The following is a 23437-nucleotide window of genomic DNA, read 5'->3' as shown; positions in this document are numbered from 1 at the left end:
CCCATTGGAAACGAGCAAATACCCTAACGTTACTTTAACCGCGTTACGAAGCAGAGATTCCACCTCTCCTCCATCCTCAGTAGGTTTAAAGCAAAACCACAACAAGCACCCAAGTGCTGCCCGACCTGAGGAGCCGCTACATGAGTGAGGCGAAGCCCTTTTCCTTCCTGAGCCCTATCAAAAACCCACCAGCTTATGTAATGGACCCTGACAAGAAGCACCTGGAAGTTACGCTGGATGTGGAATACGACACCAACAATGTTTTCAGCTTCGAAAAGCCTCACAACGTTCCCACCCATACGCGGGTCTTCACAAGCGATATCACCAAGGAAGCGGGCAATACGCTCACCGGCCCTACGATTGAAGTGCGCCCCGGCTCCAAGCTGCAGATCCACACGCACAACAAATTGCCTGAGCAGGATCAAACCGAGCCGGATGACATCAACTTCCCTTACGGTTTCAACAACTACAACATCCACACTCATGGCCTGCATGTGACGCCGGAATCCCCCGGCGACAATGTCTGCATGACCATTCGCCCCGGTGAGGAATACCACTACGAGTACGACATTCCCGCAGACCATCCACCCGGCGTCTACTGGTACCATCCCCACAAGCATGGCTCCGTGGCTCTTCAGGTAGGCAGCGGGATGGCAGGGATGATCATCGTGCGTGGTCCGTTTGATGATCAGCTGAAAGAGATGGGTGTGAAGGAATACTGCATGGTGTTCCAGAACATCGCCGTGGATGCGGAAGGCAAGGTGGAAGACCAGAAGCAGGTCGCCAAATTCCCCAACAGCGAATACAACATTACCGTCAACAGCCAGTACTGCCCAATCATCAAGGTAAAGCCAGGTGAACTGATCAACCTGCGCCTGCTGAACGCGACGACCCGGTCCTCCATCAACTTCGAGTGTCCGTTCTTTGCGCAAATGTTCATCTACGGCTATGACGGCAACCCTACAGAGAATTATCGTAGGCAGGGCGGTGTAAGCCTCGCTCCGGCCAATCGCGCGTCTGTGCTGCTTAAAATCAGCGAGGGAGCCACTCCGGGCGCCTTCTATTACGTGCAGAACAACTCGGTCGAGTACCAGTTCATTCCGCACTACAAGTACCACAACAACCCACCTCTCTTCGCGATTGAGGTGGAGCGTGGTGAAGAGATTGGTGCGGCGATCTACATGCCAACCGAAACCGCCGAACGCACAACACCACCTCCGTTCCCGGAGAGCCTGCGCGGAGGACTGCTTGAGCCGATCCGTCCGGAAGAGGTGACCAACAAACGTACACTCACGTTCCAGGCCAACACGCTGGATAATCCCGAGAAGTACTATCGAGGGGTGAATGTGACCATCGACCACGGTCAGTTTGGCGGCTGTGAGGTCGTAAACCATTGGGTTGAACTGGACGCGGTGGAAGAGTGGACACTGGAGAACGAAAGCGAGTTTCCGCATCCGATCCATATCCACGTGAACCCCATGTATGTCTATGAGATCGAAGGCGATGACCCGCTCGATTATACGCTGGAACTCCCCTTCTGGGCTGATACCATTCAGGTTCCGCCACATGGTCATGTGAAATTCCGTATGCGGTTCAAGGACTTCGTTGGCAAATATCCGTTGCACTGTCACCTGCTCTATCATGAAGATGGCGGCATGATGCAGCATGTGAAGGTTGTTCGTGACCTGAAAGAAAAAGACGACTGGAACAACAATCAGTAGCGGATCAACAAGTCAATAAACCCAGATGATTGACATTGACGGCATCAGCCCAAGCAACGAGCGGAAGCCAAAAGGAATGCGCAGCTTTTCATTAAGCCACTTTCTGCTTTCCAGCCCCGTCGGCTATGGGATGATGCTTGTCTTTCAGCTGATTGCTGTCTCGCTGATTACACGGCCAGACACACTCCATGTCTTTGAAGTTGCCTTCATTCTCAGCATATTCTTCTTTGGCATGGTCAGCCTGCAAAGAACCGTTCTGCCCGACTATCTCTTTACTTATTTCTGGAGTGGGTTTGTCTATGGCGGGTTTGGAATGATGGTGGGCCACCAGATCGACCTGTCCATCGACCATGACCTTGCCATGCAGCAGATGAACAGCCTTGCACTTGCGGCGGTTTATCTGAACTGGATGACCCTCATCATGGTGTTCGCCTGCATCGTCACCTGCTTCTTTGCTGACCACTGCAAAGGCCATGCAGGGTCAAGAAGCGCGAAAATACTCATCCATATCTTCGCCGTCTCCATGATGATGTTCGGTGTCTACGTAGGCCACGCACTCAATCTGATGCTGCATAAGAACACGTTTGACCGGTTCTATTTGCAAGTGCTCTCCATGAGCCTCTTCTTCACCATAGGCTATTACTGCGCCATCAAATGCCATGACCTTCTGCGCGACAGAAAGAAGGCCTGAGCGGCCTCCCTCTCCTTTCTAACCAACACGCTTCTGCGAAGTCGCAAACCGCTTCTCCAGCCGCGCCTGTATCATCTCGAAGACAAAACTCACGGCCCAGTAGATTAAAGCCGCACTGATGAGCATCTCGAAGTGTTTGAACTCCGAGCGGCCAAGTGTACGCGCCAGATACATGAGCTCCATGATGCCCATGGCAGAGACAAGCGAGCTGTCCTTCAGCATGGAGATGAAGTTGTTGCCAGTCGGTGGAATGATGATGCGGATAGCTTGGGGCAGAACCACCTTCCACATGGTCTGCCATGGCTGCAACCCAAGCGCAGCAGCAGCCTCTGACTGTTCCCGCGGTACAGCCTGAATGCCTGCCCGGAAAATCTCGGTCATATACGCCCCGTAGCTCAGCGACAGAGCAAGGATACCCGAAGGGATGGCATCCAGCGTAATCCCAAGCTGTGGTAGGCCAAGATAAATCAGATAGACCTGCAACAACAACGGCGTGCCTCGAAAGAACGAGACGTAGAATGTTGAAATCGCATAGGCCGGACCCGAGTTGGAAAGCCGCATCAACGCACCAACGAATGCCAGAATACTTGCGAAAATGATCGACGCGAACGAAACGAAGAGCGTGTAGAATAGCCCTTTGTAAAGCAGGATCGGCAACCGCTCGATAATGAACGGAAACGATAGGTCGAACGAATAAAAGAAACCCAGAAACAGCGCCAGCAACTGCGCCCAGTAGATTGGCACCTGTACCTTCATAGGCAGTTTGGAGACAAACACCACATCCGCCGTGATCACGGCTGAGATGGCGAAGGCAGCGAGCACAGAGGCGGTGTCGGGCGCAACATCCAGATTGAGCAAAGTCGACAGGTATTGGCCCACGCTGCTCAGATCAAATGCCATGAGCAACGCAGCCAGAACCACGAAGAAAGCCAGGCGCCGGGAAGGCGCATGACTAAACAGGTTTACGAGCAATGTCATAGGACAGCCGATCAGTGCGACGTGGTCACAAGATCAGCGCCAAACCACTTCTTGGACAGTTCCACCAGCGTGCCATCTGCCCGCATTTCTTCAATTATTTCGCCAACTTTCTTGGAGAATTCAGGATCATCGCGAGACGTCACAACAGCCAGCGGCTCAAAGAAGACAGCCTCACCCAAAATCCGGATCGGATAGCTCGCTTTGATCGCCTCCAGAATGGTCGGAACCGATGTAATCCCGGCATCCAGTCGTTTGCCATCCCCTAGGCGCAGATCATCCAGAACGTTGGAATCGGCTTCATACGTGCGGACTTCGCCCGGTGTCACGGCAAACTCGAAGGCTGGCGAGTAAACCGGATCCAGCTCCAGTTCATGCTGCAGATAATACTCGAATGTAGAGCCAGTGCTGGCACCTATGCGCTTGCCGTTCAGCTCAATTAGCGTCTCATAGGACGAGTCTTTGTGCACGTAAAACGCTGCTGGCGTGTAGTAGTAAACGGCTGGAAAATCGAGCACTTTTGCGCGTGCGGGTGTTGGCGTCATGGAGCCAATGGACATCTCCCAGCGTCCGCCCCACTTGCCGGATGTGATTGCCTCCCACGCCGGGTTCAGAAACTCCGCTTTTGCACCCATGCGCTTGGCAACTTCCTTAGACACATCAATGTCATAGCCTTCAAACACACCATCTGCATTGAGATAGGATGCAGGCGGGTAGCCGGAGTTGGTTGCGACACGGATCACCTTGGTTTCCATGACACGGTCCATCACCTCACCCGAGAAAACCGGTTGAGATACTGCTAGCAATGAGAGGCCGACGATTGAACCAATACTCGCGATTGACTTAATAATATTCATTTCCCCCTCCAAATAATAATATTATCCGGGTGATACTAGGCAACCAAACTGAGGGAAACAAGAGATTCTCATTTATTCATATATGAATACAAAGCAGTTTCACTGAGTGAAATCTTCAAATTGCTTTCAGGCATCCTCATGAACACATGATCAATAATATAAATGTGCGGCGACACAATATAGTCACCGCACATACATCTACGTCTACTTGTATAGAATATGACTGCCTTCCGAGATCAGATCCAAATCCGATGCATGTCCATCCATGGCCTGCACCAGCTTCCAGATAGGTTCGAGAAACAGCCCGAATGTGGAGTGATGGATTGGCAGAACTCTCTTTGGTTTGAGGCGGTCCACCATCTTCACCACCTCCTCAGCGTCCATGCTGATCTTGCCGAGTGCGCCTGTGCTGCCTACACCGCCCACATGCGGGATGAGAACGTCAATCTCCCCAAAGGCTTGCACGGAAGCCATCACATCATTGACCGGGAAGGTATCCCCCGTCCAGTATAGGCTCTTGTGGTAGTCTCCTGCTTCAAACTCCATGAAGTATCCATTGCCCGGACCAAGCACTTTCAGGATCTCAGGGTTCACTGAATGTTTGGCTTCCACCGCTGTGATAGTGATCTGGCCCGACTTCGTTGGAAACACCATCTGCTCACCCCAAGGCAGGACGGATATGTTGGAAAATCCTTTTCCAGCAAGATCTTGCTTATCATGATCCGTAGCAATCATCGGCATATCAGAGGCAATCTGTGCTTCAGCGGCTGCATCAAAATGGTCCGGATGCGAATGGCTGATCAACGTGGCTGTGACCGTGCTAAGATCAAATGCGGGCAACGCGCCAAACCGGGGCTGTGGTTTGATGTTTGGACCCTTGGCAAGATCAAACATCTCATTGGGGTTTGGCATCACAATCGCCTGTTCGCCAACACCAAATACCGGATCAGTCAGGAACGTCACGCCATCAAAGCTGATGAGCATCGTTGCCCCGCCAAGCCATTGTATTTGAAGCGCTACCTCCGTTTCACCAGAGGGTTTCGATTGCGCCGCTGCCTGTGCCAAAACAGGCAAACCAACCGCAGAAACCAGCGCTGTAGTCCCGCTGAAACCAAGAAATTTCCGTCTGTTCATCATCTCACCTATCTCAAGAATGAGCATAGGCCTAGCAAAGTCAGCGAGGTTGGAGTATTCAGATAATATTGCCTGCATTATCCGATTGAATTGCACAATGACAAACATCACCCAGCTGCAAACCTTCGTGGAAGTGGCCCGTCTGAACTCCTTCGCGGAGGCAGCAGAACACCTTCATGTTCCGCGCTCTACGGTTACCGCCCGCGTGCAGGCACTGGAGGAGCGGCTTGGTGTTCAGCTGCTGCATCGCACGACAAGGCGTGTATCATTAACGTTGGAAGGCGAGCGGTTTATGCAGCAATGTGAGCCGGCTCTAGAGGCTTTGCAGCAGGCAGAAAGCGATTTACTGAGAAGGATGAACTCTCTGGAAACATTCGCCTTTCTGTTCCAACAGACTATCCCGCCCATACATTAGAACACCTGCTCAGTGGCTTTACTGAGAAGCATCCGAAGGTGTCGTTCTACGTTGATATGAGTGACAGTCCGGTTGATCTGGTCGCCGAGCATTTCGATCTGGCCATCCGCGCCCGCAAGCCAGGTGAAGATGCGCTGATAGCACAGCGCTATGCTTATGATCACATTGGCCTTTTCTGCCGCAAACCGCAGAAAACCATTACCGCAAAAAACATCAGTGCCTTTTCACTTTTAGACCCCGGCAGATTTCTCGCAGAGTATTCAGCGGACACAGCGCCAGATCACTTCATAGGAACAACTAACTTCCGTTTGACGAAACAGCTCGCATTATCAAGGGATTACATTGTCGTGCTGCCGCTTTCTCTTTGCGAGCAGGAGGTCGAACAAGGTCTGCTCCATCTCCTCAAAACCACGCTGGAAGTCCCTCAGGTACCCCTCTACATCGTTACCCCAGCCCGCAAGCATCGGCCCAAACGGACGCGTGCGTTTATCCAACACGTCATTGAAACGGCAAAAGCCGGTCAGTAAGACCAAATGGCTTATGGGCGCGCCCTCGGCAATTCGCTAGTATCCCCTCAGATTTTGCAGTTGCATGGCTACGGGTGAGAGAGAATGGCGCAGGAAACCCTTTTAAAAGAACAGTTTGACGGTGTTTTAAGGCTGACCTTGAATCGCCCAGACAAACTCAATGCCCTCACCCCGGAAATGCGTCAGGAACTGCTCACTGCACTGAAAGACGCCCATGATACGCCCGAGGTGCGCACCGTTATCCTCACCGGCTCTGGCCGCGCTTTCTGCACCGGACAGGACCTCAACGACATCCTGCCGGACAGTACTGGCGAGAAGCCGGATCTGGGAGATGTTCTGACTCAACATTACAGCCCGATCATTCATGCGATCCGCCAGATGGAGAAGCCGGTTCTGTGTGCTGTCAACGGCGTGGCAACGGGTGCAGGTGCGGGTCTCGCCTTTGCCTGCGACATGGTTTTTGCTGCCAAAAGTGCCAAATTCATTCACGCGTTCAGTCGGTTAGGTCTCGTGCCCGGAGCAGGCGCCTCCTTTCACCTGCCGCGTATGGTTGGTGAGGTACGGGCCAAGGGTCTGATGCTCACCGGCATGCCGCTCACGGCAGAACGAGCGGCAGATTGGGGGCTGATCTGGGAAGCCATTGAGGACGACCAACTTCAAGGCGAGGTACTAGATATTGCAACCGGACTTGCAAAAGGCCCAACATCGGCGTATGCAATGACCAAACACCTCATTCATGCATCTGCTGATAGCACGCTGGAAGACCAGTTGGTCCGCGAAGCGGAGATGCAGCGTCGGGCTGGAAACTCAGAAAATCACACTGAGGGCCTGAACGCATTCCTAGAAAAACGTTCACCCGTTTTCAAATAGCGCCCGCCTCCTCCCGGGTGGTTGTGGCGCTTTCCATAACCATAATTGAGGAGATTGCTGATGGGTATTATTGCACTCGATCACGTTCAGATGACCATGCCAACAGGCCAGGAAGTAGCAGCACGCGCCTTTTTCATCAACCTGCTTGGCTTTACCGAAGTGGAAAAACCTGCGTCTTTACAAGGACGTGGCGGTGCCTGGTTCACTGCGGGTGCCGTTAATCTGCATGTGGGCGTGGAAGAACCGTTCACGCCAAGCAAGAAGGGTCACCCAGCGTTTCTGTTGGACAACCTGCAGGAAACCGTTGATCGTCTCGCCGCTGCTGGTGCTATTTTGAAGGACGACAAACCGCTGCCGGGTTACATTCGCAAGTTCACCGAAGATCCATTTGGCAACCGTATTGAGCTGATGCAGAAGACGGCCTAACGCCTTAGACGACCCACTAAAAAGAGAATTCCATTTTCTTCTTTAGACATTGATAAATAAACGGAAAATCTTCCGCTTTTCGAAAACCTCACGATATCCTGTGTGTGTTAGAGGGTGAGTTTATCAAGCAAGCTCACCTTGGCACAGGAGCCTTCGCACATGACAATCCTCAGTTTGCAACACTTCAACCTTCCCATCGCGCCCGGGGGGGATAAACTTGCCCGCGAGTTTTACGTGGATCTGTTGGGCTTTGAAGAAGTTGAGCGACCTGAGAGCATCCGGAACCGGCCAGGTGGTTGGTTTTCAGTGGGTTCCATCAATCTGCACCTCAGCGTGCAAGACCCGTTCGTGGCCAACAAGGTCGGCCATCCAGCCTTTGTGGTGGATGATATCATCAAGCTGGCACAGCGCCTGCGTGACGCGGACTATGAGGTCTCCGACGACGCCACCTTCATCGGCTACATCAGAAAAACCACCCATGATCCCTTTGGTAACCGCATTGAGTTGATGCAGCCAGAGGACATGGTACAGCACAAACTATAGCTTTTTCAGCTCCACAAGCAGCGCGTTTGTGAGCCCGACCAGCGTGCCTTCCGGCAAGATATCCTCATGGTTCCACGTCAGTGCCACCTGCCAGTGCGTTCCATTCAAGCCTTTGAGATCATATGTGAAATTGAGAACACCAATCTCGCTTCCCGCCTTGAAAGCAATCCGCTGCCAATCCGTCTTTTCCGCCAGACCCGGGTTGAACTGCATGGCCTTGTCATCTGCGATATCGGCAATCACATCGCACAGTTCCTCAGCACTTGCGTACCATTCCACGCCTGTCAGATAAGGGTCTGCCACATCCTCAATCGCAGGCAGCGGGCGCTCCTCGATTGTCTCCAGAATTTTCCGTCTCTGAGCAGCATCTGCCTGCCCATACTTCACAGCCAGCTTGCGGTCTGCCTTGAGCTGATAGAACTGGCGAGATGTCAGGAAGGGTGTCCGTTCCTCACATTTTTCCAAAGACTTAGTACCGATGTGATTGAGTACAACATCCGCAGCGGAGTTGTCTGATGCCGCCATCATATGCTGGGCAATCACCTGCAAGGTAACCAATCCGCCTTTCATCTTGGCGTAAAGGCTGCTCACCGGATGAGATTCCAGATCTCTTTCAAGCCGAACTTTCTGGTTCCACTTCAACTCACCACTTTTCACGCGGCGCACCAGTTCCTGCATCACAAACAGTTTGTAGGCAGGCCCAATCGCGAGCGGCTTGTCAGCGTCTTTACTGAAAAATTCTACGCCATCCTTGCGGATCAGCAGACTGGACGAAGACGCCACTTCTTGCATGCGCGACAGACAGTCTTCAAGATTCTCAACCAGATACATCGCAGGTTTGATGAACAAACCTTTGATTTTACCTGATCTTTCCCGTTCCAGCAGCACCGTTACGTTAAAGTGCGTTGTTTTGACGAGAAATGCGTTTTTTTGCGTTTCTTTGCTGATTTCCTGCGTTGCTCCGTAAGCCGCCAACGCATCCTCCAACGACCGGCGCAATCCCTCTTTTCCGACCAGAGATAAGAACCCATCAGTGAACATGGAAAGGTCTTCGCCGTTCCCATTCCAGACCTTGAAGAGCAAATCCGTATCAGAGGTGTTACGCAGCTCGATCATTTCCGGCGTGATGCGCTTGGCCGGAGAAAGGTTCTCCAGTGCATCCTTAACGCTCAGGATCGGATCAAGAAACATCTCTTTTAAGGTGCGCATTTCTATTCGCCTCAAATCAGCAAGCCGCAAATCTCCTTCCTCTCTTAAAGAGAGCTTTCCAGATTGGCAAAGCCTGTCTGCCTGCCTTGGCAAAAAGCCACAGATTGCCGGTGTTTAAAGCTGCGCATTATCCCCCTCGGAACAAATCATACCTCGCTCAATAACCAAGCAAATCTGCCAGAATAAACCCGCTGCGGAAGCTGGTAGATTTGCCCGGCATGTCCTTTGTCAGATTCCCAAGCGCTCAATGAGGTTGGTATTGTGGAGATCAGTGTCGTTCTTCCGGTTCACAATTGCGGAAAGTATCTGCTGCCCGCATTGCAGAGCATAAAATACCAAAGCTACCCGCATTTCGAAGTGCTCATGGTGAACGACCATTCCTCAGATGGGTCAGAGGATGTGTGCGCTGATATTGCATCCGTCGATGACCGCTTCAAACTGCTGCATTCCCCGCATTTTGGCATGGCTGGAGCCCTGAACTTCGGCATCTCACAGGCCAGTGGCGTTTACATTGCCCGTATGGATGGTGACGACCTGTGCATGCCCGAACGCTTTGAAAAGCAAATTGAATTTCTGAAAGAAAACCCGGACATCTCCTTCCTCGGCACCTTTGCAGACCACATCAATGAAAGCGGCAAGACCACGGGGATCTTTGAATACCCAGAGGATGACTTCGAGATCAAAGCCCAGCTGGATCGTGGCCAGAACACCTTCGTCCATCCGTCCATGATGATCCGCCGCAAAGCCCTGATTGCACTTGGCGGGTATCGGGAGATCTTCAGCATCTGTCAGGACTATGACCTCTGGCTGCGCGCGCAGGACAGATACTCCTTCGCCAACCTGCCAGAACGGCTGGTGGCCTATCGCGGTTTCCCGGATAAACGGGATCTGACCAATCGGTTCTGGAAACACTTCTACATCACCCGGCTGGCAGAAATCAGCGTGCAGCAACGCCGTGCCGGACATCGTGACCCGGTTGACCAGATGGCCGATGAATTTGATTTGGAAGCTGTTGATGAACGATTGGTGAGAGAGCGCCTGATGTCAGCGCGGCAGGATTACTACTGCAACAAAAAGGCCTTCGTGGATGGAAAACCGTTGAACTCCATGGACATAGAGCAGATTAAAGCCTTCCTGCTCAACCACAAGGAAAAGTTCAACAAAAAAGACCTGGGCCAAGCTTTCGGCCTGCTCTTCGATCAGGCCATGCGCATCCAGGATTCCGAAAGCGCTGAAATCCTCTACAACCTCCAACGCGAAATCTCAAAAAGCCGCCACCTAAAATCCCTCCTCACCAAACCCGACAAACTCGTCAGATACGCCCTGAGGAAAAGAATGGAAGAGACGTAAACAGCTACGCCTCTTGGTGGGAGGTAAGTCTCGACTAACCGCCAAATTTAAGCGCATTCACTGCTGTAAGGACATTCTCAGGAATCCCAACACCCGGATTGCTGGCAAACAATTGTACGGATGGAGCCGTGCCAATGCCATTTTGTGCATCGTAGAGGATGACGAACTTTTTGACGAACTTGTCAACTTCTTCAGGATCCTGAAACTTCTTGATATCGAACTTCTCGTTGATCACCGCAGCCTGATTGTCGATGTCGGAGCCAACCATAGACTCGGACATTCCAAGTACGGTTCGAACAACCTGATAGAGCGCAGGTGAGCCGAGAATTTCATAGGCGCTTGTGATGTTACCGCCGGTTCTTTGGAAGTTGAGTGCGAGTCTGACGCCTTCGTTTTGCTCGCCTTCACCTTCTTCAAAGCTAACCTGGATATATTGCTCTACAATGCCTTTAGTTCTGTCCGCTTCACGTATTTCCAGATTATCGCGGTATTTTGCGATTGTATCCTTCAGCTCAGATGGCTTCTTCAACGCTTCAATATCGATGTTCTCATCGAACCAATCAATGCGCTCACTCTTCGGACCATTGATGATTTCTTCCGGAACATCAAATGCGACCGTGATAACTTCATAGAGGGCAGGATCAGCCAGAATCTGTGTGGTAAAGATTACATCCCTCGGCATTTTGAGCGTAAAATACTCAGCCAGCCGATCAACGTCATCAACTTCTTCTCCCGGAGTGTTCGACCAGAGCACCATTCTCGGGTCTAAACCTTCACTCTCCCAATCAAACTTGCCTTTGATCGTTCCATCTTTGTTAAATGGAAATGCTTCTGCAAGTTCTTTGAAGCGCTTATCTTTCAGCGTGTTCGCAAGAGCACCTGAGTCGTCAGTGCCTTCAACCAGCACTTTTCGAACCATGCCCTTCGCATAGGCCATGTCCTCCAAACCCATGGTTTTCATCATGAAGTTATAGAGACGATAATCATTGAGAAGGTCATCAACCGTCTCAACCTTGCTGAAGTTTTCTTCGTAATATTTTATTTCACGGGCAATTTCTGGATCTTTAGCCGTTCTTTCTTTCGCGCCTGGCAAATCGCGATTGAGCATTGAGAAACGAAGGTTAGTATCCATTGAATTGAATCCGATTACACAAAACAGTTAGAGGTAGTCTGACTCAGGTGTCTTGTCTGAAGCTGATGATGGCTTTTGTTAGCGATGACGACAGAGCTTTGCATTTGAGCCATTGAGAAGACTGGGGCTCATTGGATGGTTGGGTGGCATCGCGATGAGAAATCGGCGTTGAAGAGAGAGGCATATCAAGCGTTTAGGGCTGCTTTGGTGCCGTTCTGAGAATCGCTTCAACTCAATCCCCCCAAAAAAAACAGCCCACGGTCATCATCACGAGGGCTGTGTTAGGTGGGTGGTGGCCTCATACCGGTTTGGAGGGCCTTTGGCTTCGACGGTTTGGTGTTGGCATCAGGCACCGCTGGGGGGCGGGGTCTGATGGGTTGGGGAGCTGGCGCTTTGGTTTTGGTTATGCGATCAGCTCCAAGTTATGCGCTCGGCTCCAAGTTATGTGGCTGAATCAGCTCCAGTGGTGAGAGCTGATCCAGGATGGTGAACCTGCCCTAGCTCATCTTTTCAATGCGGGCTGGGAGGGCCTGGCGGGCTATGCTGCCGACGACGGGGTCGGCGAGCAGGACCGGGCGTTGACTGGTTGGATCGGTGTAGCCCAGATCATTGCTGTTGGTGCCGAGGCCCCGGTTGGAGTGGCCTTCCAGAATGACACTGCCGATTTTATGGGTGCGCGCGCCCAGCTCGCGGTGGCCGTAGCCGTGCTCGATGCCGATGGCGCCCCGTGCAATGCCCTGGCGAACCAAGGCTTGCCCGCTGATGCGGTTGCTTGGGGAGATGACGGTGATCCAATCTCCGGTTTTGATGGAGAGCTGTTCCGCATCCACCGTGTTGATGGCGATGGCGTTGGAGAGCTTGAGATCATCCAGATACGGATTGCCGCCGGTGCTGGAAGAGCGCAGCTGGGACTTGGTGCTGACAACGCGGAACGGCCATAGATCTGGCGGGAAGGCTTTGTCCACCTTGGTGCCATCAGCAAAGCTTGGGGCCTGCCATGTGGGACAGCCAACAAACTTCTTGCCTGTCATGGAGTTGCGCGCCATGCCCACAGTCTCGTTCCAGACTTGAATGCCTTTTTTGTAGGAGCGAGCAAAGGTCTCACTTTTGTAGGTTTTCGCCGCATCTTCATATCGGCCACCCCGGTTGTAAACATAGGCCACCCGGCGCCATTCATCTGGCTTTAAGGTGCTTTCCAGGTCCGCTCGGATACGATCCACACCGGTGATCGCCATATCGGCATCATCACTTTCGGGCACTGCACCGCCATCAAACGCCACGTTGGCACCAGCACGTAGCCAGAAGTCCTCGGAGCGGTGCAGCGGGTGCAGATTGCCATCAGCATCTGGAATGGCTTTGTCGCCAAAGCCCGGCAGGTCCATGCGCTTGGCCACGTCGATGAAGAAGTTGTCCATGTCCATGTGGCGACCATCTGGTGTTGTGCCGGTCTGGCAATCTACCACCGGCCAGCGGGCCGTGGAGACCTTGGTTGGCACACCGCCCCAGGCGGATGCCCAGCCCCATGCCTCATAGAACACACGGTCCGGCACGATGTAATCGGCGAAGCGGGACGTTTCGTTGATGAACGGATCAATGGCGATGAACAGCGGCAAGCGCTTGGTATCTTTGATCTTCTCCTTAATGTCGTTCTCCATGCCCGCCACACCGTAGACCGGGTTGGAGGACCATGTGATCACGGCTTTGGCCGTGTAAGGATAGCCTTCCAGCACGGAGGTCAGCCATTGCGCGCCCATGGGCTGGGTGAAGGAATGCCATGGGGCTTGTGTAGGGTATGGGTTCTTGCCGTCTGCAACCAGTCGCTTGAATTCGCTGGTTTTCTCATAGGCAAAGCCACCGCGGCCTGCATCTACGCCTTTCACCTTCACCTTGCCGGGGAAGGCGAGCAGGTTATAGCGTGGGCCTTTCTGCACATCCTTGAAGCGACCGCCACCTGCGGTGGTGCCACCTTTGGCGTTGAGGTTGCCGACAAGGGCGTTGAGCATGACGATGGCGTAGGCGGTGTAAAAGCCAGCGGTGTGCATGGTGCCGCCGTGGCAGTCAGCTGCCGCTTGTTTGCCAACGCTGGTGAAGTCGCGGGCCAATGAGATGATGCGCTCTTCCGGCACGCCGCAATCTGCAGAGTATTCGGAAAGTGTTTTGCGCAGTGCCTCCCGGCGCAGCAGGCTGAGGCTGGTGGCCACGGGCACAGTTGAGCCATCCAGAAGTCTCACGGTTCCCTGATGGAACAGTGTGGCAGGGCGGCCCTTTGCAGGAGAGAGCTCTCCTGTTTCCGCATCCAGGCACATAGGTGCCTTTTGAGCATCTTCGTCCAGATCAGCAGTCACCATTCCTTGCCGCAGGAAGGAACCGCCTTTGGGGTGCTCGGGGTCATCAATGACCAGATGCGTTGCATTGGACCAACTGGCCTCCCCTGCCGCCTTTGCTGCTGCGCCGGACGGTTGAGCCAGAAACTTGGCGTCGTATCGTTCGTTTTCCATGATCCAGCGGATCATGCCCATCACCAGCGCTCCGTCGGTGCCCGGTCTGATAGGAACCCATGTGTTGTCTTTGCCAAACGCATGGTTTTGAGAGTTGGTGAGGACAGGGTCCACCACCGCGTATTTCACCCCATCGCGCCCACGGGCAGCGCCCATCAGGGTGCCTTGCAGTTTGTAAGGATTGCCTGCATTGCCGGGGGCCGTGCCGATGAACAGCATGTATTTGGCGTGGCGATAGTCCGGCTTCAGGTGCGGCTGCTTTTTCAGATTATCCAGCATGGCTGCATATCCAGCGCGCATAGACAGGCCACAGTAAGAGCGGTGCCCCACGAAGTTGCGGGTGCCGTAAGCCATTTTGGCGAAGCGAGCGGCCATCATCAGGCGACCATTTTTGAAGACCGGGATCACCACCAACTGGTTGGCTTTTGGGCCGTATTCTGGATTCTCCGGATCAAGTGGGGTCTTCAGGTCACGGATGGCGCGCAGGCCTTCCACGTGGCCTTCACCAAACAGATCGCCGCCCTCTACGGTTTCCTCAATCAGCTGGTCCCAGGAGATTTCCTTCCACTGGCCACTGCCGCGCTCACCCACGCGTTTCATTGGCTTGAGGATGCGCTCCTTGCTGTTTTGCTTGGCAATGGCGGCATTGCCGCGACCGCAAGCGGTAGAGCGTCCGGCAAGGCCCTGTTCTCCATAAGCGGACAGGCCTGTGATCGCGTCTTTGATGGGCGTGTCATACGGAATATGCGGATTGGTGGAGAGCGGGCTGTACGGGTTGCCGGTGGCGCGCAGAATATCGCCAGAGGCTTTGTCCACCCGCACACGGATGCCGCACACGCTGGTGCAGCCCATGCACATTGTGTAGCCTACCCGTTGGTCCGGATTGAGGATCACCTCTCCGCTGGAAGGGTCCACCTTGTATTCCGGTGGCAAAGCCCCTCCGGCAATGCCTTTGGCTTTCGCAGTACCCACCACGCCCTGATAGAAGTTTTTACCCGTTTCTGCAAAGCCCCAGAAGGCAGCGCCAGCTGCGCCAAGAGCGGTTGCACCTTGAAGAACACCACGGCGAGAAATAGTCATAACTGGCTCTCCTTAGGCTTGAGTTTGCTTGCTGGCACGCACGGCCAGCAGGTTGATGAGAAGGGTGACAAAGATCAGGCTGAGGATCAGCAGGCCTGCGGACCCGGCCAAGGCTTGCAGAGCATCGCGAGAAAGCGCGGCTTCATGGCCATAAAACGCCGTCTCGGTTTTGGACATCAGCTGTGCGCCGTTGAAGGTGGACCAGCGGAAGGCCAGTGCACCAAACACCGCCAGTGCTCCACTCACACCGCGCAGCAGCAAGGAGGACTTTGCGCTCACGGCCAACGCCACCGGCACCACAACACCTGCGATGATGAACCCGCCGAGCAAGCCAACAGGGGCATAGTCTGCCGCCAGTGTTGAAAGGCTGGCATCAGTCAGCATCCAAAGGCCAAAGGCAACCAGAGTGGCGGCACCTGTGACCACGAGCATGTAACGGCCCTCTCCCTTTTCACCATTGAGGCTATCAATGGCCATTGTCGCACCCGCACCGCTCATCAGGGCTGTCAGAACAAGCACCACGGGGAAACCGAGGGTGTTCCAAACCGGACGGGCAGCCACTACGCTCATTTCACCGGCGGTGTAACCCAGAATGCAGAAGGCCAGCGCGCCAACAATCATGGTCAGCGTGCGTTCGCCAGCACACATGGGTGCATTGCCACGGCGGCCTGTCATGAACGCCAGCAGAAGCGTAGAGCCAATGAACAGCGGCAGGAACCAGCTGCCCCACCACATGATGGAACCGGGCGCGGCCCCGCTGTAAAAATGCATAAAACGTGCGGGCTGGTGCAGGTCCGCCAGCAGTGGCAGGCCAGAGGCCAGTGCAAAACTGGCGGCGACAATCAACGCGCCTTTTGCTTCTGCAACGCGCACAAGACGGGAGTACGCCAACAGCAAGGCAGCGCCTGCCCCCGTACCCACCAGCAGGAAGTAAGCGACCGCCCAGGGCCGCCAGACGGCTTCATGATCAAAAGACATCAGATCAACAGCAGGCATAACTCACACCTCCCCATGTGCAGGCGTTTCAAGACCTTGGCGCAAATCACGGGCACCGCCGCCAACCGCAACGGTTGAGGCAAGCCTGTCATCCAGCCCGATGTAATAGACGTTTGGTCCTGTCTTGAACTCAGGGCGCAGACCCTTGGTCTCATACTGCGCCATCAGCTTGCGGATATCGCTTTCCGGATCGTTCAGATCCCCAAACACGCGGGCATTGCCCACGCAGGTTTCAACGCAGGCAGGCAGCAAACCGACAGAGGTGCGATGCACACAAAACGTGCACTTATCGGCAACGCCGGTTTTGTGGTTGATGAAGCGCGCTTCATAAGGGCACGCCTGCACGCAGTAGCCGCAGGCCACACACTGCTCCGCATCCACCACCACAGCGCCCTCATCAGTCTTGAAGGTGGCGTTGACCGGACACACCGGAATGCACGGCGGCTCATCACAATGGTTGCACAAGCGCGGCAACACGGCCTGACTTGGGCCATCCGGGCCATCCAGCTCATAGACTGGCACAGCGGTGCGATGCTGGCCTTCAGGCACATCGTTTTCAATGGTGCAGGCCACGGTGCAGGCCTGACAGCCAATGCATTTGCGCAGATCCACCAGCATGCCCCAGCGCTTGGGCTTGGCCTGCGCACTTGCAGCCGTCGGCGCCGCCACCGCAGCCGTTGAGCCTGCCATGGCCAGTTTGAGGAACTCACGTCTTGAATTCATGTCTCCCCCCGGAGTGTCACGGTTTGGGTTGTTCCCAAGCTACCGGGCGGCCAGCAACAAAAATATTGGGGAGGTTATCTGTCGGTTTAGGGGAGTTCCCCTAGATGGGGCGGGAAGAGAACAATCGACAATTTCGTAAACCGCTCTTCACAGCAAAAAAGCAGAGAAGTTTGGTCTCACCACAATTTGCCCGTAGGTTGCTCCCATTCAATTTGGGGGGGGCATTTGAGCATATTGATCATCGTGCTTTCGGGCATGTTCGCTGGTGTTTTGTCCGGCATTGTTGGCACAGGGTCGTCGATCATTCTGCTGCCTATTCTGGTGGCTGTGTTTGGCACCAAGGCGGCCATTCCCATCATGGCGATTGCAGCGCTGATCGCCAATTGCGGGCGCGTGATTGTGTAGTGGAGTGATATCAACTGGCGGGCGGTTTTCTATTATGCCGCGCCCAGCATTCCCATGGCAGCCCTTGGGGCGAACCTGCTGATTGCTATACCGGAATCCGTTGGCAGCACCATCCTTGGCCTGTTCTTCCTCGTGCTCATCCCCGTGCGCTATCTGCTGCGCTCCAGAAACATCGGCTCCAAGCCAGCGCACCTTGTGCTGGGCGGAACGCTGATCGGGTTTCTCACCGGCCTTGTTGCCTCCTCTGGCCCGTTGAGCCTTGCGGTGTTTTCTTCCTTCGGGCTCGTCAAAAGCGCGTTGATTGCAACGGAAGCGGCGGCATCCCTGTTCGTGTTTGGCTCCAAGGCTGCGACCTTCAGTTATCTGAATGTGATGAGCACTGATATTCTGATCGGCGGCGCCTTGGTCGGCGGGTCCATCACGCTTGGTACATATGCCGCCAAGGCGATCCTCAACAAGCTCAGCTCCAAACAGCATGACCGCATGATTGATCTGGTTCTGGCTGGCTCTGGCATTTCCATGATTATGCCTTGAGTATCGCAAGTTGCGCACTACAATCCGCGCAACACCTGATCTAACCTTGCGGTCCGTCTCCTGCTTTGAGTTTCACCATGCTGCCTGCTGATTACATCGATCTTTACTGCGAGCGAACCGCACCGGGGTTCTGGAATGAACCACTGAACGCACTGAGCAATCTCAGCTTTATCGTTGCAGCACTGGTGGCTCTGTATCTGGTGCGCAGGCGAGGCAACGCGGATCTAGCGGAACTTGTGCTTATCACTCTGGCTGCGGCTATTGGCGTTGGCTCATTCCTGTTTCATACATTTGCGAACACATGGTCAGAGCTGGCAGACGTCATTCCGATCTGGAGCTTTGTTGCATTTTACATCATTACGGTGATCTATCGCACGACCGGCGAAAACCTGCTTCGTACGCTGCGCGCCAGTGCCATTGCTGTGGGCATCACAGCCATCATCTTCTGGTTCAGTTCCAGCGCCGTGGTGACGGGTTTGGAGGCGGGACCAGATCCACTCAACGGCTCCATGCAGTATCTGCCTGCCGTCGTCGCGCTGCTCGTCGCAACCGTGCTGATGCACCTACGCAAGCACCCTGCCCGCACGTACATCACGTTTGCAGCCGCCACTTTTGTGATCTCTCTGGCGTTCCGAACCATCGACATTGCCCTCTGCTTCTCCATCAGCTTCGGCACCCACTTCATGTGGCACCTGCTCAACGGCCTCATGATCGGCCTGCTCCTTGCCGCCCTGGTTTTGAAGATGAAGCCCAAAGGAGCCTCCTGATGATCCAGCTCAGCAACTACTTTGCCAACTGGCAGCAGACAGAACTGGCGGGCATCAACGGTTCACCATGGGAGCTGACCGGCAACGCAGCTGATATCATTAAAGGCCTGCTGCCTCAGCTCACGGATGACTACCGCATCACCAACACCATCGCCATTCACAAGAGCGCAACGGTGGAAGATGGGGCAACGCTGAAAGGCCCGATCATCATTGGACCGAACGCCTTTGTCTCCTCCCGCAGCTACCTGCGCGGCGGTGTTTACATGAGTGAAGGCTGTGCGGTAGGGCCGTTCTGCGAGGTCAAATCCAGCTTTATGCTGAAGGGCTCCAAACTGGCCCATCTCGGGTTTCTTGGAAATTCCATACTGGGCGAGCACGTCAATCTGGAAGCAGGTGTTGTGGTCGCGAACCATCGCAATGAGTGGGCGGAAAAAGAGATTAAGCTCATTGAAAACAGACGAGAGTTGCCCACCGGCACCATCAAGTTCGGGTCCCTGATTGGAGACCGAAGCAAAGTCGGCGCAAACTCAGTGCTGGCACCCGGAACCCTGCTAAAGCCAGACACCATCATCCCCCGGCTCACCTCGGTCGATCAGCAAACCGAGCACCTCAGCCTGGCTACGCAATAAGCCGCTCTCTGGCTTCAAACTTGTTGCCTGATGCAATCACACGAAGGATCTCCGCGGCGCATTGCTCTGGTGACAAGGTGGACGTGTCCAGCTCAAGATCATAGATCCCAGGCTTATGGACCTCTTCTTGCCAGTGTTGAACGGGGCGCGGTACATCCCCTTGTTCAGTGGCTGAGAGGTAGCCTCCCTCACTGGCAGCCCGCCGCTGCATTATTTCACCGAGAGGGCAAAACACCCCGACGAGCATCACATTCAGTCCATCCAACTCCTGCAAGTAGAGCGCCCAGCTTCCGTCAATATTGGCATAGCTGTTGTGATGGCCAAGATCAGCGACCACGTTGAACCCAAGTTTCGCATGGGCCGCTATGCTCTTGTAAAGCGCTCGGTAGGAGCGGGAAACGAACGCCTCCAGATCAGGCCGTTCACCTCCCGGACGTAATCCGATCCCCGGCTTCAGCTGGTCCGGTGTCATGTGTTTAACAACAACGTCCACACCAAGGTTCATCCATGGCTCACCTGCCGTCTGCTGTAGCGCTGATACAATCGAACTTTTGCCTGACCTCGGCGCTCCATTGAGCAACACAATCCGCCCTTGTACCATCTACCAGTCTCCCGTTTTGGAGAGCATAGCAGATTTGGGCGGTGAGGACGTGGAGGCCGAGGGCCTGCCCCCAATGCGCCCTCGGCAATAGACTGCGACCAGCCCTCCCCCGCGTCTTGTTACTTCTTGCCAAGCAGGCTCATGCGGCCCATGACGTCGTGACCATCCCAATACTTGTGCTTGAGAACAGCGGCCACGTGCACAGCAACCAGCGCCAGCAGGGACCACGCGAGCAGCTCATGGGCTGTTGCTGTAGCATCTTCCAGTTTGATGCCAGCAAAGGTTTCCATGGTTGGGAAGATCTTTGGCATTGCAATGGTGAACCACTTCACGCCGTGGCCGCCAAAATCAACCTCTGCCCACGCAACCAGCATGGTGACCAGCGGCAGGACATAGAGGCCCAGATGTCCCAGATGGGAACCGATTTTCTCCCAGGAGCTCAGGCCAGCAGGCAGTGCCGGTGGTTTGTTGAGCAGGCGAATAGCTACGCGCAACAGCAACAGACCCAACAAGGTCACACCCAGAGAAATGTGAATATCAAACAGGCTCTCTTCCAGCGGTGTATCTTCCAGAGAGTCCATCTTCATGATGTAACCGGTCGTCCACATGGAGAGAAAGCCAAGGGCCATCAGCCAGTGAAGGATGCGAGCGGAGCGCACATATTGTTGATCAGTCATAGTTTCTGCCAGTTCTTCTTATGGCAGCAACTCATTCTTTGCCTTGTGCTTCAGGAGTGCCGTCAGCACCCCGGTTGCCGCCTCGTAACGCCGACACAACACCACGCGATCCTGAAGGTAACCTGAAATTTTGAGTTAAGTTTGGGGGATGGGTTTAAGAGTTTACCCCACAACACCGGCCAGAGCCCGTGGCGCGGTCGGCGCTTTGGGTGAGTTGGTAGACGTCGACGAGGGTCTGGACTTCCAGTTTGGTGAGGACGTTGTGGCGGTGGATCTCTACGGTTTTGACACTGAGACCCAACGCATTGGCGATGCTTTTGTTTTGCAGGCCCTGGGCGAGGTAGCCCATCACCTCACGTTCGCGGTTGGTGAGGCGGTCGACCTTCATTTTGGCCTGAGCAGTCAGGCAGCACTGGCTGGCGCGTTCGCGTGTTTCAGAAATCAGATCCTGCAGCTTGTCGAGCAGGCTTTGCTCGTCGAATGGTTTTTCCAAAACATCCACCGCACCAAGGCTCATGGCACGGACACCATCACGCAGATTGGCAAAAGCAGAGATAACGATGACCGGCAAGTGCTGGCCGGAGGCTCTGAGTTTTTCTAGTAGTCCGAGGCCGCTGGTGCCGGGGATGCGCATGTCAGTGATGATGACACCAACACAGGGGCGCAGGTCAGACTGCAGGAAGTCATCGGCCCGTTCAAAATCCACGGCTTTGAGCCCGACAGACTCCACCAGACACACCAGCGCTTCCCGCATGGCATCGTCATCATCAATGATGATGATCACAGGCTCGGCCTCTGGTCCATAAAGCAGCTTAGCGGGTTGTTGTGTCATGGTTTTCCTCTGTTTGTGGGCCTGCCAGTGGCAGCATCACTGTTGCGCAGGTGCCCGCGTGTGGTGCGGAAGACAGGGTCAACTCGCCTTCATGGCTGTCGACAATGCTGAGTGCTGTGGCCAGCCCCAGCCCCAAACTGCCTTTGCTGGAAAAGAACGGCTCAAACACCTTCTCCTCCAGCTCTTTTGGAATGCCAGAGCCCTGATCGCACACCATCAACGCACAGCTGCCCGCAGAGCTTTCCAGCAGGATGGAGATCACTCCGCCTTCAAGTCCGGCCTCGACTGTGGCATCAAGCGCGTTTTGCAACAGCACCACCATGACCTGCCGCAATTGAACATCATCACAACAGACAAACACGGGCTCTTTGGGTGGCTCCCAGTGCAACTGGCAATCGTGCTTGGTGGCAAAGGTGCGCATCAGCATCACCGTTTCATCCACCAGCTTGCGCAGGTCCACCCGGCGGCGCGCTTCCGGCTGTTTGTTGAGGAAGCTGCGCATGGAGTTGATGAAGTCAGAGGCCCGGTTAGCTTGCTCGGAAATACGAGTGAGCTGCTTTTGCAGGGTCTCTTCATCCGCCGTCCCCCGATCCAGCCGTTTCCGCAAGCTATGGGCGAAGGTGGAAATGGCTCCGAGCGGCTGCTTCAGATCATGCGCCAGACTGCCGGCGAGAATGTTCATGGAAGAAACGCGGCCAGCGTGGGCTAGCTCGTTTTCCAGCATCAGGTTGCGCTGCAAGGCATCGGCCAGTTTGTCACTCGCCGCTTCCAGTTGCTGAGAGCGGCGGCGCACCAGAAACTCTACGTGCCCCACATGCAGCAGAAATGCACCGCTGAGCACGATCACCACGCCCAGCAAAAAGTAGTTCCGCTCCACCCAATCCTTCAGGATTTGGCGCAAGTCCTTGTTGTAGGGATAGAGCGCCAGATCACGGTAGACCCGTTCCACAGCGGCATAAGAGACCGGCGCAATCCAGTTGGCGTGGCCCAGCCATTCATCCGTGCACGCACCATCCGGCATGGATAGCAGCGCCTGCGTGATACGCGTTGCCAGCTGCGGTGAGACACCTGGCACCTTCAGAAACGCCCAGCCCGGATAAAGCTCTGAGGTTCTGGCGCAGGCAAAATCCGGATCGTACTGCTGGCCAAGAACGCGGATCTGGGATTTATCCAGCTTGCCTGCTGCACTCATGCTCTCAAGCAAACAAGCACGGACAATGCCCACTTGCACGCCCCCATTCACCACCGCATCCACCACAGTTTGCTGCGGAAAGCCCAGTGGTTTCACCTGCAGCTCTGCCTCCTTGCCAAGGCTCATTTGCAAGCTGTGTTTAGCAGCCAGATAGCCACCAAACGCTTCTGTTGAAACAACCCCGGCAGTAACGCCCCTCAGGTCCATCAGGGTGGAGATGCCGCTGTCGGTGCGGGTGAAGATGACAGAGCCGAGATCCTGCATCTCGCTCTTATTCACGTGCGAGCGCGCGCTGGCGATGCGGCTGACGCCCGCAATACGTTCCAACTGAAAAGAATGGCCGGGATTGGTGATGATGAAGTCCAGCTGCTCTGCCTGCTCCGCAATTTGCTGAAGGGTCAGAGGCAGATAAGAGAACTCCACGTCAGGCAGTTCGCGCTGCAAATGCTCAATGGTCGGCGCCCATGTGCGCTGCGTTTCCAAACTGCCGCGATAAGAGAGGATGCCCACACGCACCATCTCAGACTGCGCGTGTACAGGTTCTGCCACCACATGCAGAGCAAGTAGCACAATCGCAGAAAACGCAGCATTAACAGCGCGCTGAAGGTAGCCTCCCATACAGAAATCCCGAGTGTGACGTATATTAGATAATC

24 protein-coding genes are annotated in these 23437 nt (G+C 54.6%); 12 read left to right on the top strand and 12 right to left on the bottom strand.

Translation table 11 applies throughout. The features are described from left to right. Positions 1-140 precede the first annotated feature (140 nt). Positions 141-1721 carry a multicopper oxidase family protein gene (locus PJE062_RS11895; protein WP_008549006.1) on the top strand — a complete coding sequence of 527 codons (1581 nt, stop codon included), beginning with the start codon at positions 141-143 and terminating at the stop codon, positions 1719-1721. Positions 1722-1746: 25 nt separating this feature from the next. Next, positions 1747-2412 (top strand): hypothetical protein, encoded by a 666-nt coding sequence (locus PJE062_RS11890; protein WP_008549165.1) that lies wholly within the window; start codon positions 1747-1749, stop codon positions 2410-2412. Positions 2413-2430: 18 nt separating this feature from the next. Here the strand turns inward: PJE062_RS11890 and PJE062_RS11885 are convergent, their stop codons facing one another. The 3 genes from PJE062_RS11885 to PJE062_RS11875 form a co-directional block, all read right to left on the bottom strand. Further along, positions 2431-3390: an amino acid ABC transporter permease gene (locus PJE062_RS11885; protein WP_008549004.1), complete on the bottom strand. Its 960-nt coding sequence runs from the start codon at positions 3388-3390 to the stop codon at positions 2431-2433. Between the two features lie 11 nt (positions 3391-3401). Continuing rightward, complete coding sequence (locus tag PJE062_RS11880) at positions 3402-4244, bottom strand: transporter substrate-binding domain-containing protein (RefSeq protein ID WP_008548890.1); 843 nt, start codon at positions 4242-4244, stop codon at positions 3402-3404. A 204-nt stretch (positions 4245-4448) separates the two neighbouring features. Further along, positions 4449-5378: an MBL fold metallo-hydrolase gene (locus PJE062_RS11875; RefSeq protein ID WP_208982272.1), complete on the bottom strand. Its 930-nt coding sequence runs from the start codon at positions 5376-5378 to the stop codon at positions 4449-4451. Positions 5379-5475: 97 nt separating this feature from the next. On the opposite strand from PJE062_RS11875, the gene PJE062_RS11870 reads away from it, so the two are divergent. The 5 genes from PJE062_RS11870 to PJE062_RS11850 all read left to right on the top strand — a co-directional run bounded on the left by PJE062_RS11870 (position 5476) and on the right by PJE062_RS11850 (position 8159). Continuing rightward, the gene (locus PJE062_RS11870; protein ID WP_008549365.1) at positions 5476-5793 is read left to right on the top strand and encodes a LysR family transcriptional regulator; all 318 of its coding nucleotides are present in this window, start codon (positions 5476-5478) and stop codon (positions 5791-5793) included. Beyond that, positions 5751-6320 (top strand): LysR substrate-binding domain-containing protein, encoded by a 570-nt coding sequence (locus tag PJE062_RS11865; protein WP_083793241.1) that lies wholly within the window; start codon positions 5751-5753, stop codon positions 6318-6320. The genes PJE062_RS11870 and PJE062_RS11865 overlap by 43 nt, the downstream gene beginning before the upstream one ends. Before the next feature lie 84 nt (positions 6321-6404). After that, the gene (locus PJE062_RS11860; protein WP_008549092.1) at positions 6405-7190 is read left to right on the top strand and encodes an enoyl-CoA hydratase-related protein; all 786 of its coding nucleotides are present in this window, start codon (positions 6405-6407) and stop codon (positions 7188-7190) included. Between the two features lie 60 nt (positions 7191-7250). Then, positions 7251-7616, top strand: coding sequence for a VOC family protein (locus PJE062_RS11855; protein WP_008549017.1), 366 nt, complete (start codon positions 7251-7253; stop codon positions 7614-7616). A gap of 159 nt (positions 7617-7775) precedes the next feature. Continuing rightward, on the top strand, positions 7776-8159 hold the full coding sequence (locus tag PJE062_RS11850) for a VOC family protein (protein WP_037036667.1): 384 nt from the start codon (positions 7776-7778) through the stop codon (positions 8157-8159). Here the strand turns inward: PJE062_RS11850 and PJE062_RS11845 are convergent. Continuing rightward, complete coding sequence (locus PJE062_RS11845; protein WP_008549012.1) at positions 8154-9368, bottom strand: serine hydrolase; 1215 nt, start codon at positions 9366-9368, stop codon at positions 8154-8156. The genes PJE062_RS11850 and PJE062_RS11845 overlap by 6 nt on opposite strands. A gap of 225 nt (positions 9369-9593) precedes the next feature. Between PJE062_RS11845 and PJE062_RS11840 the strand changes: the two genes are divergently transcribed. Beyond that, complete coding sequence (locus PJE062_RS11840; RefSeq protein ID WP_208982271.1) at positions 9594-10718, top strand: glycosyltransferase; 1125 nt, start codon at positions 9594-9596, stop codon at positions 10716-10718. Positions 10719-10752: 34 nt separating this feature from the next. On the opposite strand, the gene PJE062_RS11835 is transcribed toward PJE062_RS11840, so the two are convergent. The 4 genes from PJE062_RS11835 to dsrO form a co-directional block, all read right to left on the bottom strand. Further along, on the bottom strand, positions 10753-11850 hold the full coding sequence (locus tag PJE062_RS11835) for a DUF1217 domain-containing protein (protein ID WP_008549149.1): 1098 nt from the start codon (positions 11848-11850) through the stop codon (positions 10753-10755). A gap of 497 nt (positions 11851-12347) precedes the next feature. Further along, complete coding sequence (locus tag PJE062_RS11830; protein WP_008549316.1) at positions 12348-15428, bottom strand: molybdopterin-dependent oxidoreductase; 3081 nt, start codon at positions 15426-15428, stop codon at positions 12348-12350. Between the two features lie 12 nt (positions 15429-15440). Further along, positions 15441-16424: an NrfD/PsrC family molybdoenzyme membrane anchor subunit gene (gene nrfD, locus PJE062_RS11825; protein WP_008548984.1), complete on the bottom strand. Its 984-nt coding sequence runs from the start codon at positions 16422-16424 to the stop codon at positions 15441-15443. Between the two features lie 3 nt (positions 16425-16427). Then, complete coding sequence (dsrO, locus tag PJE062_RS11820) at positions 16428-17147, bottom strand: sulfate reduction electron transfer complex DsrMKJOP subunit DsrO (RefSeq protein ID WP_008549450.1); 720 nt, start codon at positions 17145-17147, stop codon at positions 16428-16430. Between the two features lie 225 nt (positions 17148-17372). Between dsrO and PJE062_RS26360 the strand changes: the two genes are divergently transcribed. The 4 genes from PJE062_RS26360 (at position 17373) to PJE062_RS11805 (ending at position 19482) form a co-directional block, all read left to right on the top strand. Continuing rightward, positions 17373-17552 (top strand): hypothetical protein, encoded by a 180-nt coding sequence (locus PJE062_RS26360; RefSeq protein WP_157039138.1) that lies wholly within the window; start codon positions 17373-17375, stop codon positions 17550-17552. 9 nt (positions 17553-17561) lie between these two features. After that, complete coding sequence (locus PJE062_RS11815; protein WP_256377923.1) at positions 17562-18086, top strand: sulfite exporter TauE/SafE family protein; 525 nt, start codon at positions 17562-17564, stop codon at positions 18084-18086. Between the two features lie 77 nt (positions 18087-18163). Further along, entirely contained in the window at positions 18164-18853 is a 690-nt protein-coding gene (locus PJE062_RS11810; protein WP_037036664.1) for a ceramidase domain-containing protein, read from the top strand. Then, the gene (locus PJE062_RS11805) at positions 18853-19482 is read left to right on the top strand and encodes a transferase (protein ID WP_008549168.1); all 630 of its coding nucleotides are present in this window, start codon (positions 18853-18855) and stop codon (positions 19480-19482) included. The genes PJE062_RS11810 and PJE062_RS11805 overlap by 1 nt, the downstream gene beginning before the upstream one ends. Here PJE062_RS11805 and PJE062_RS11800 read toward each other — a convergent pair. The 4 genes from PJE062_RS11800 to PJE062_RS11785 form a co-directional block, all read right to left on the bottom strand. Continuing rightward, positions 19472-20083, bottom strand: coding sequence for a chloramphenicol phosphotransferase CPT family protein (locus PJE062_RS11800; protein ID WP_037036663.1), 612 nt, complete (start codon positions 20081-20083; stop codon positions 19472-19474). The genes PJE062_RS11805 and PJE062_RS11800 overlap by 11 nt on opposite strands. Positions 20084-20202: 119 nt before the next feature. Continuing rightward, a complete protein-coding gene (locus PJE062_RS11795; RefSeq protein ID WP_008548919.1) occupies positions 20203-20760 on the bottom strand; it encodes a cytochrome b in 558 nt (185 codons plus the stop codon). A 154-nt stretch (positions 20761-20914) separates the two neighbouring features. After that, entirely contained in the window at positions 20915-21592 is a 678-nt protein-coding gene (locus PJE062_RS11790; protein WP_008549462.1) for a response regulator transcription factor, read from the bottom strand. After that, entirely contained in the window at positions 21573-23402 is a 1830-nt protein-coding gene (locus tag PJE062_RS11785; RefSeq protein ID WP_008549319.1) for a sensor histidine kinase, read from the bottom strand. The genes PJE062_RS11790 and PJE062_RS11785 overlap by 20 nt, the downstream gene beginning before the upstream one ends. Positions 23403-23437 lie beyond the last annotated feature (35 nt).

The organism is Pseudovibrio sp. JE062, from assembly GCF_000156235.1.
GTDB lineage: Bacteria > Pseudomonadota > Alphaproteobacteria > Rhizobiales > Stappiaceae > Pseudovibrio.
The sequence above is the reverse complement of the archived record's forward strand: the minus strand, read 5'-3'. Positions and strand labels throughout refer to the sequence as shown.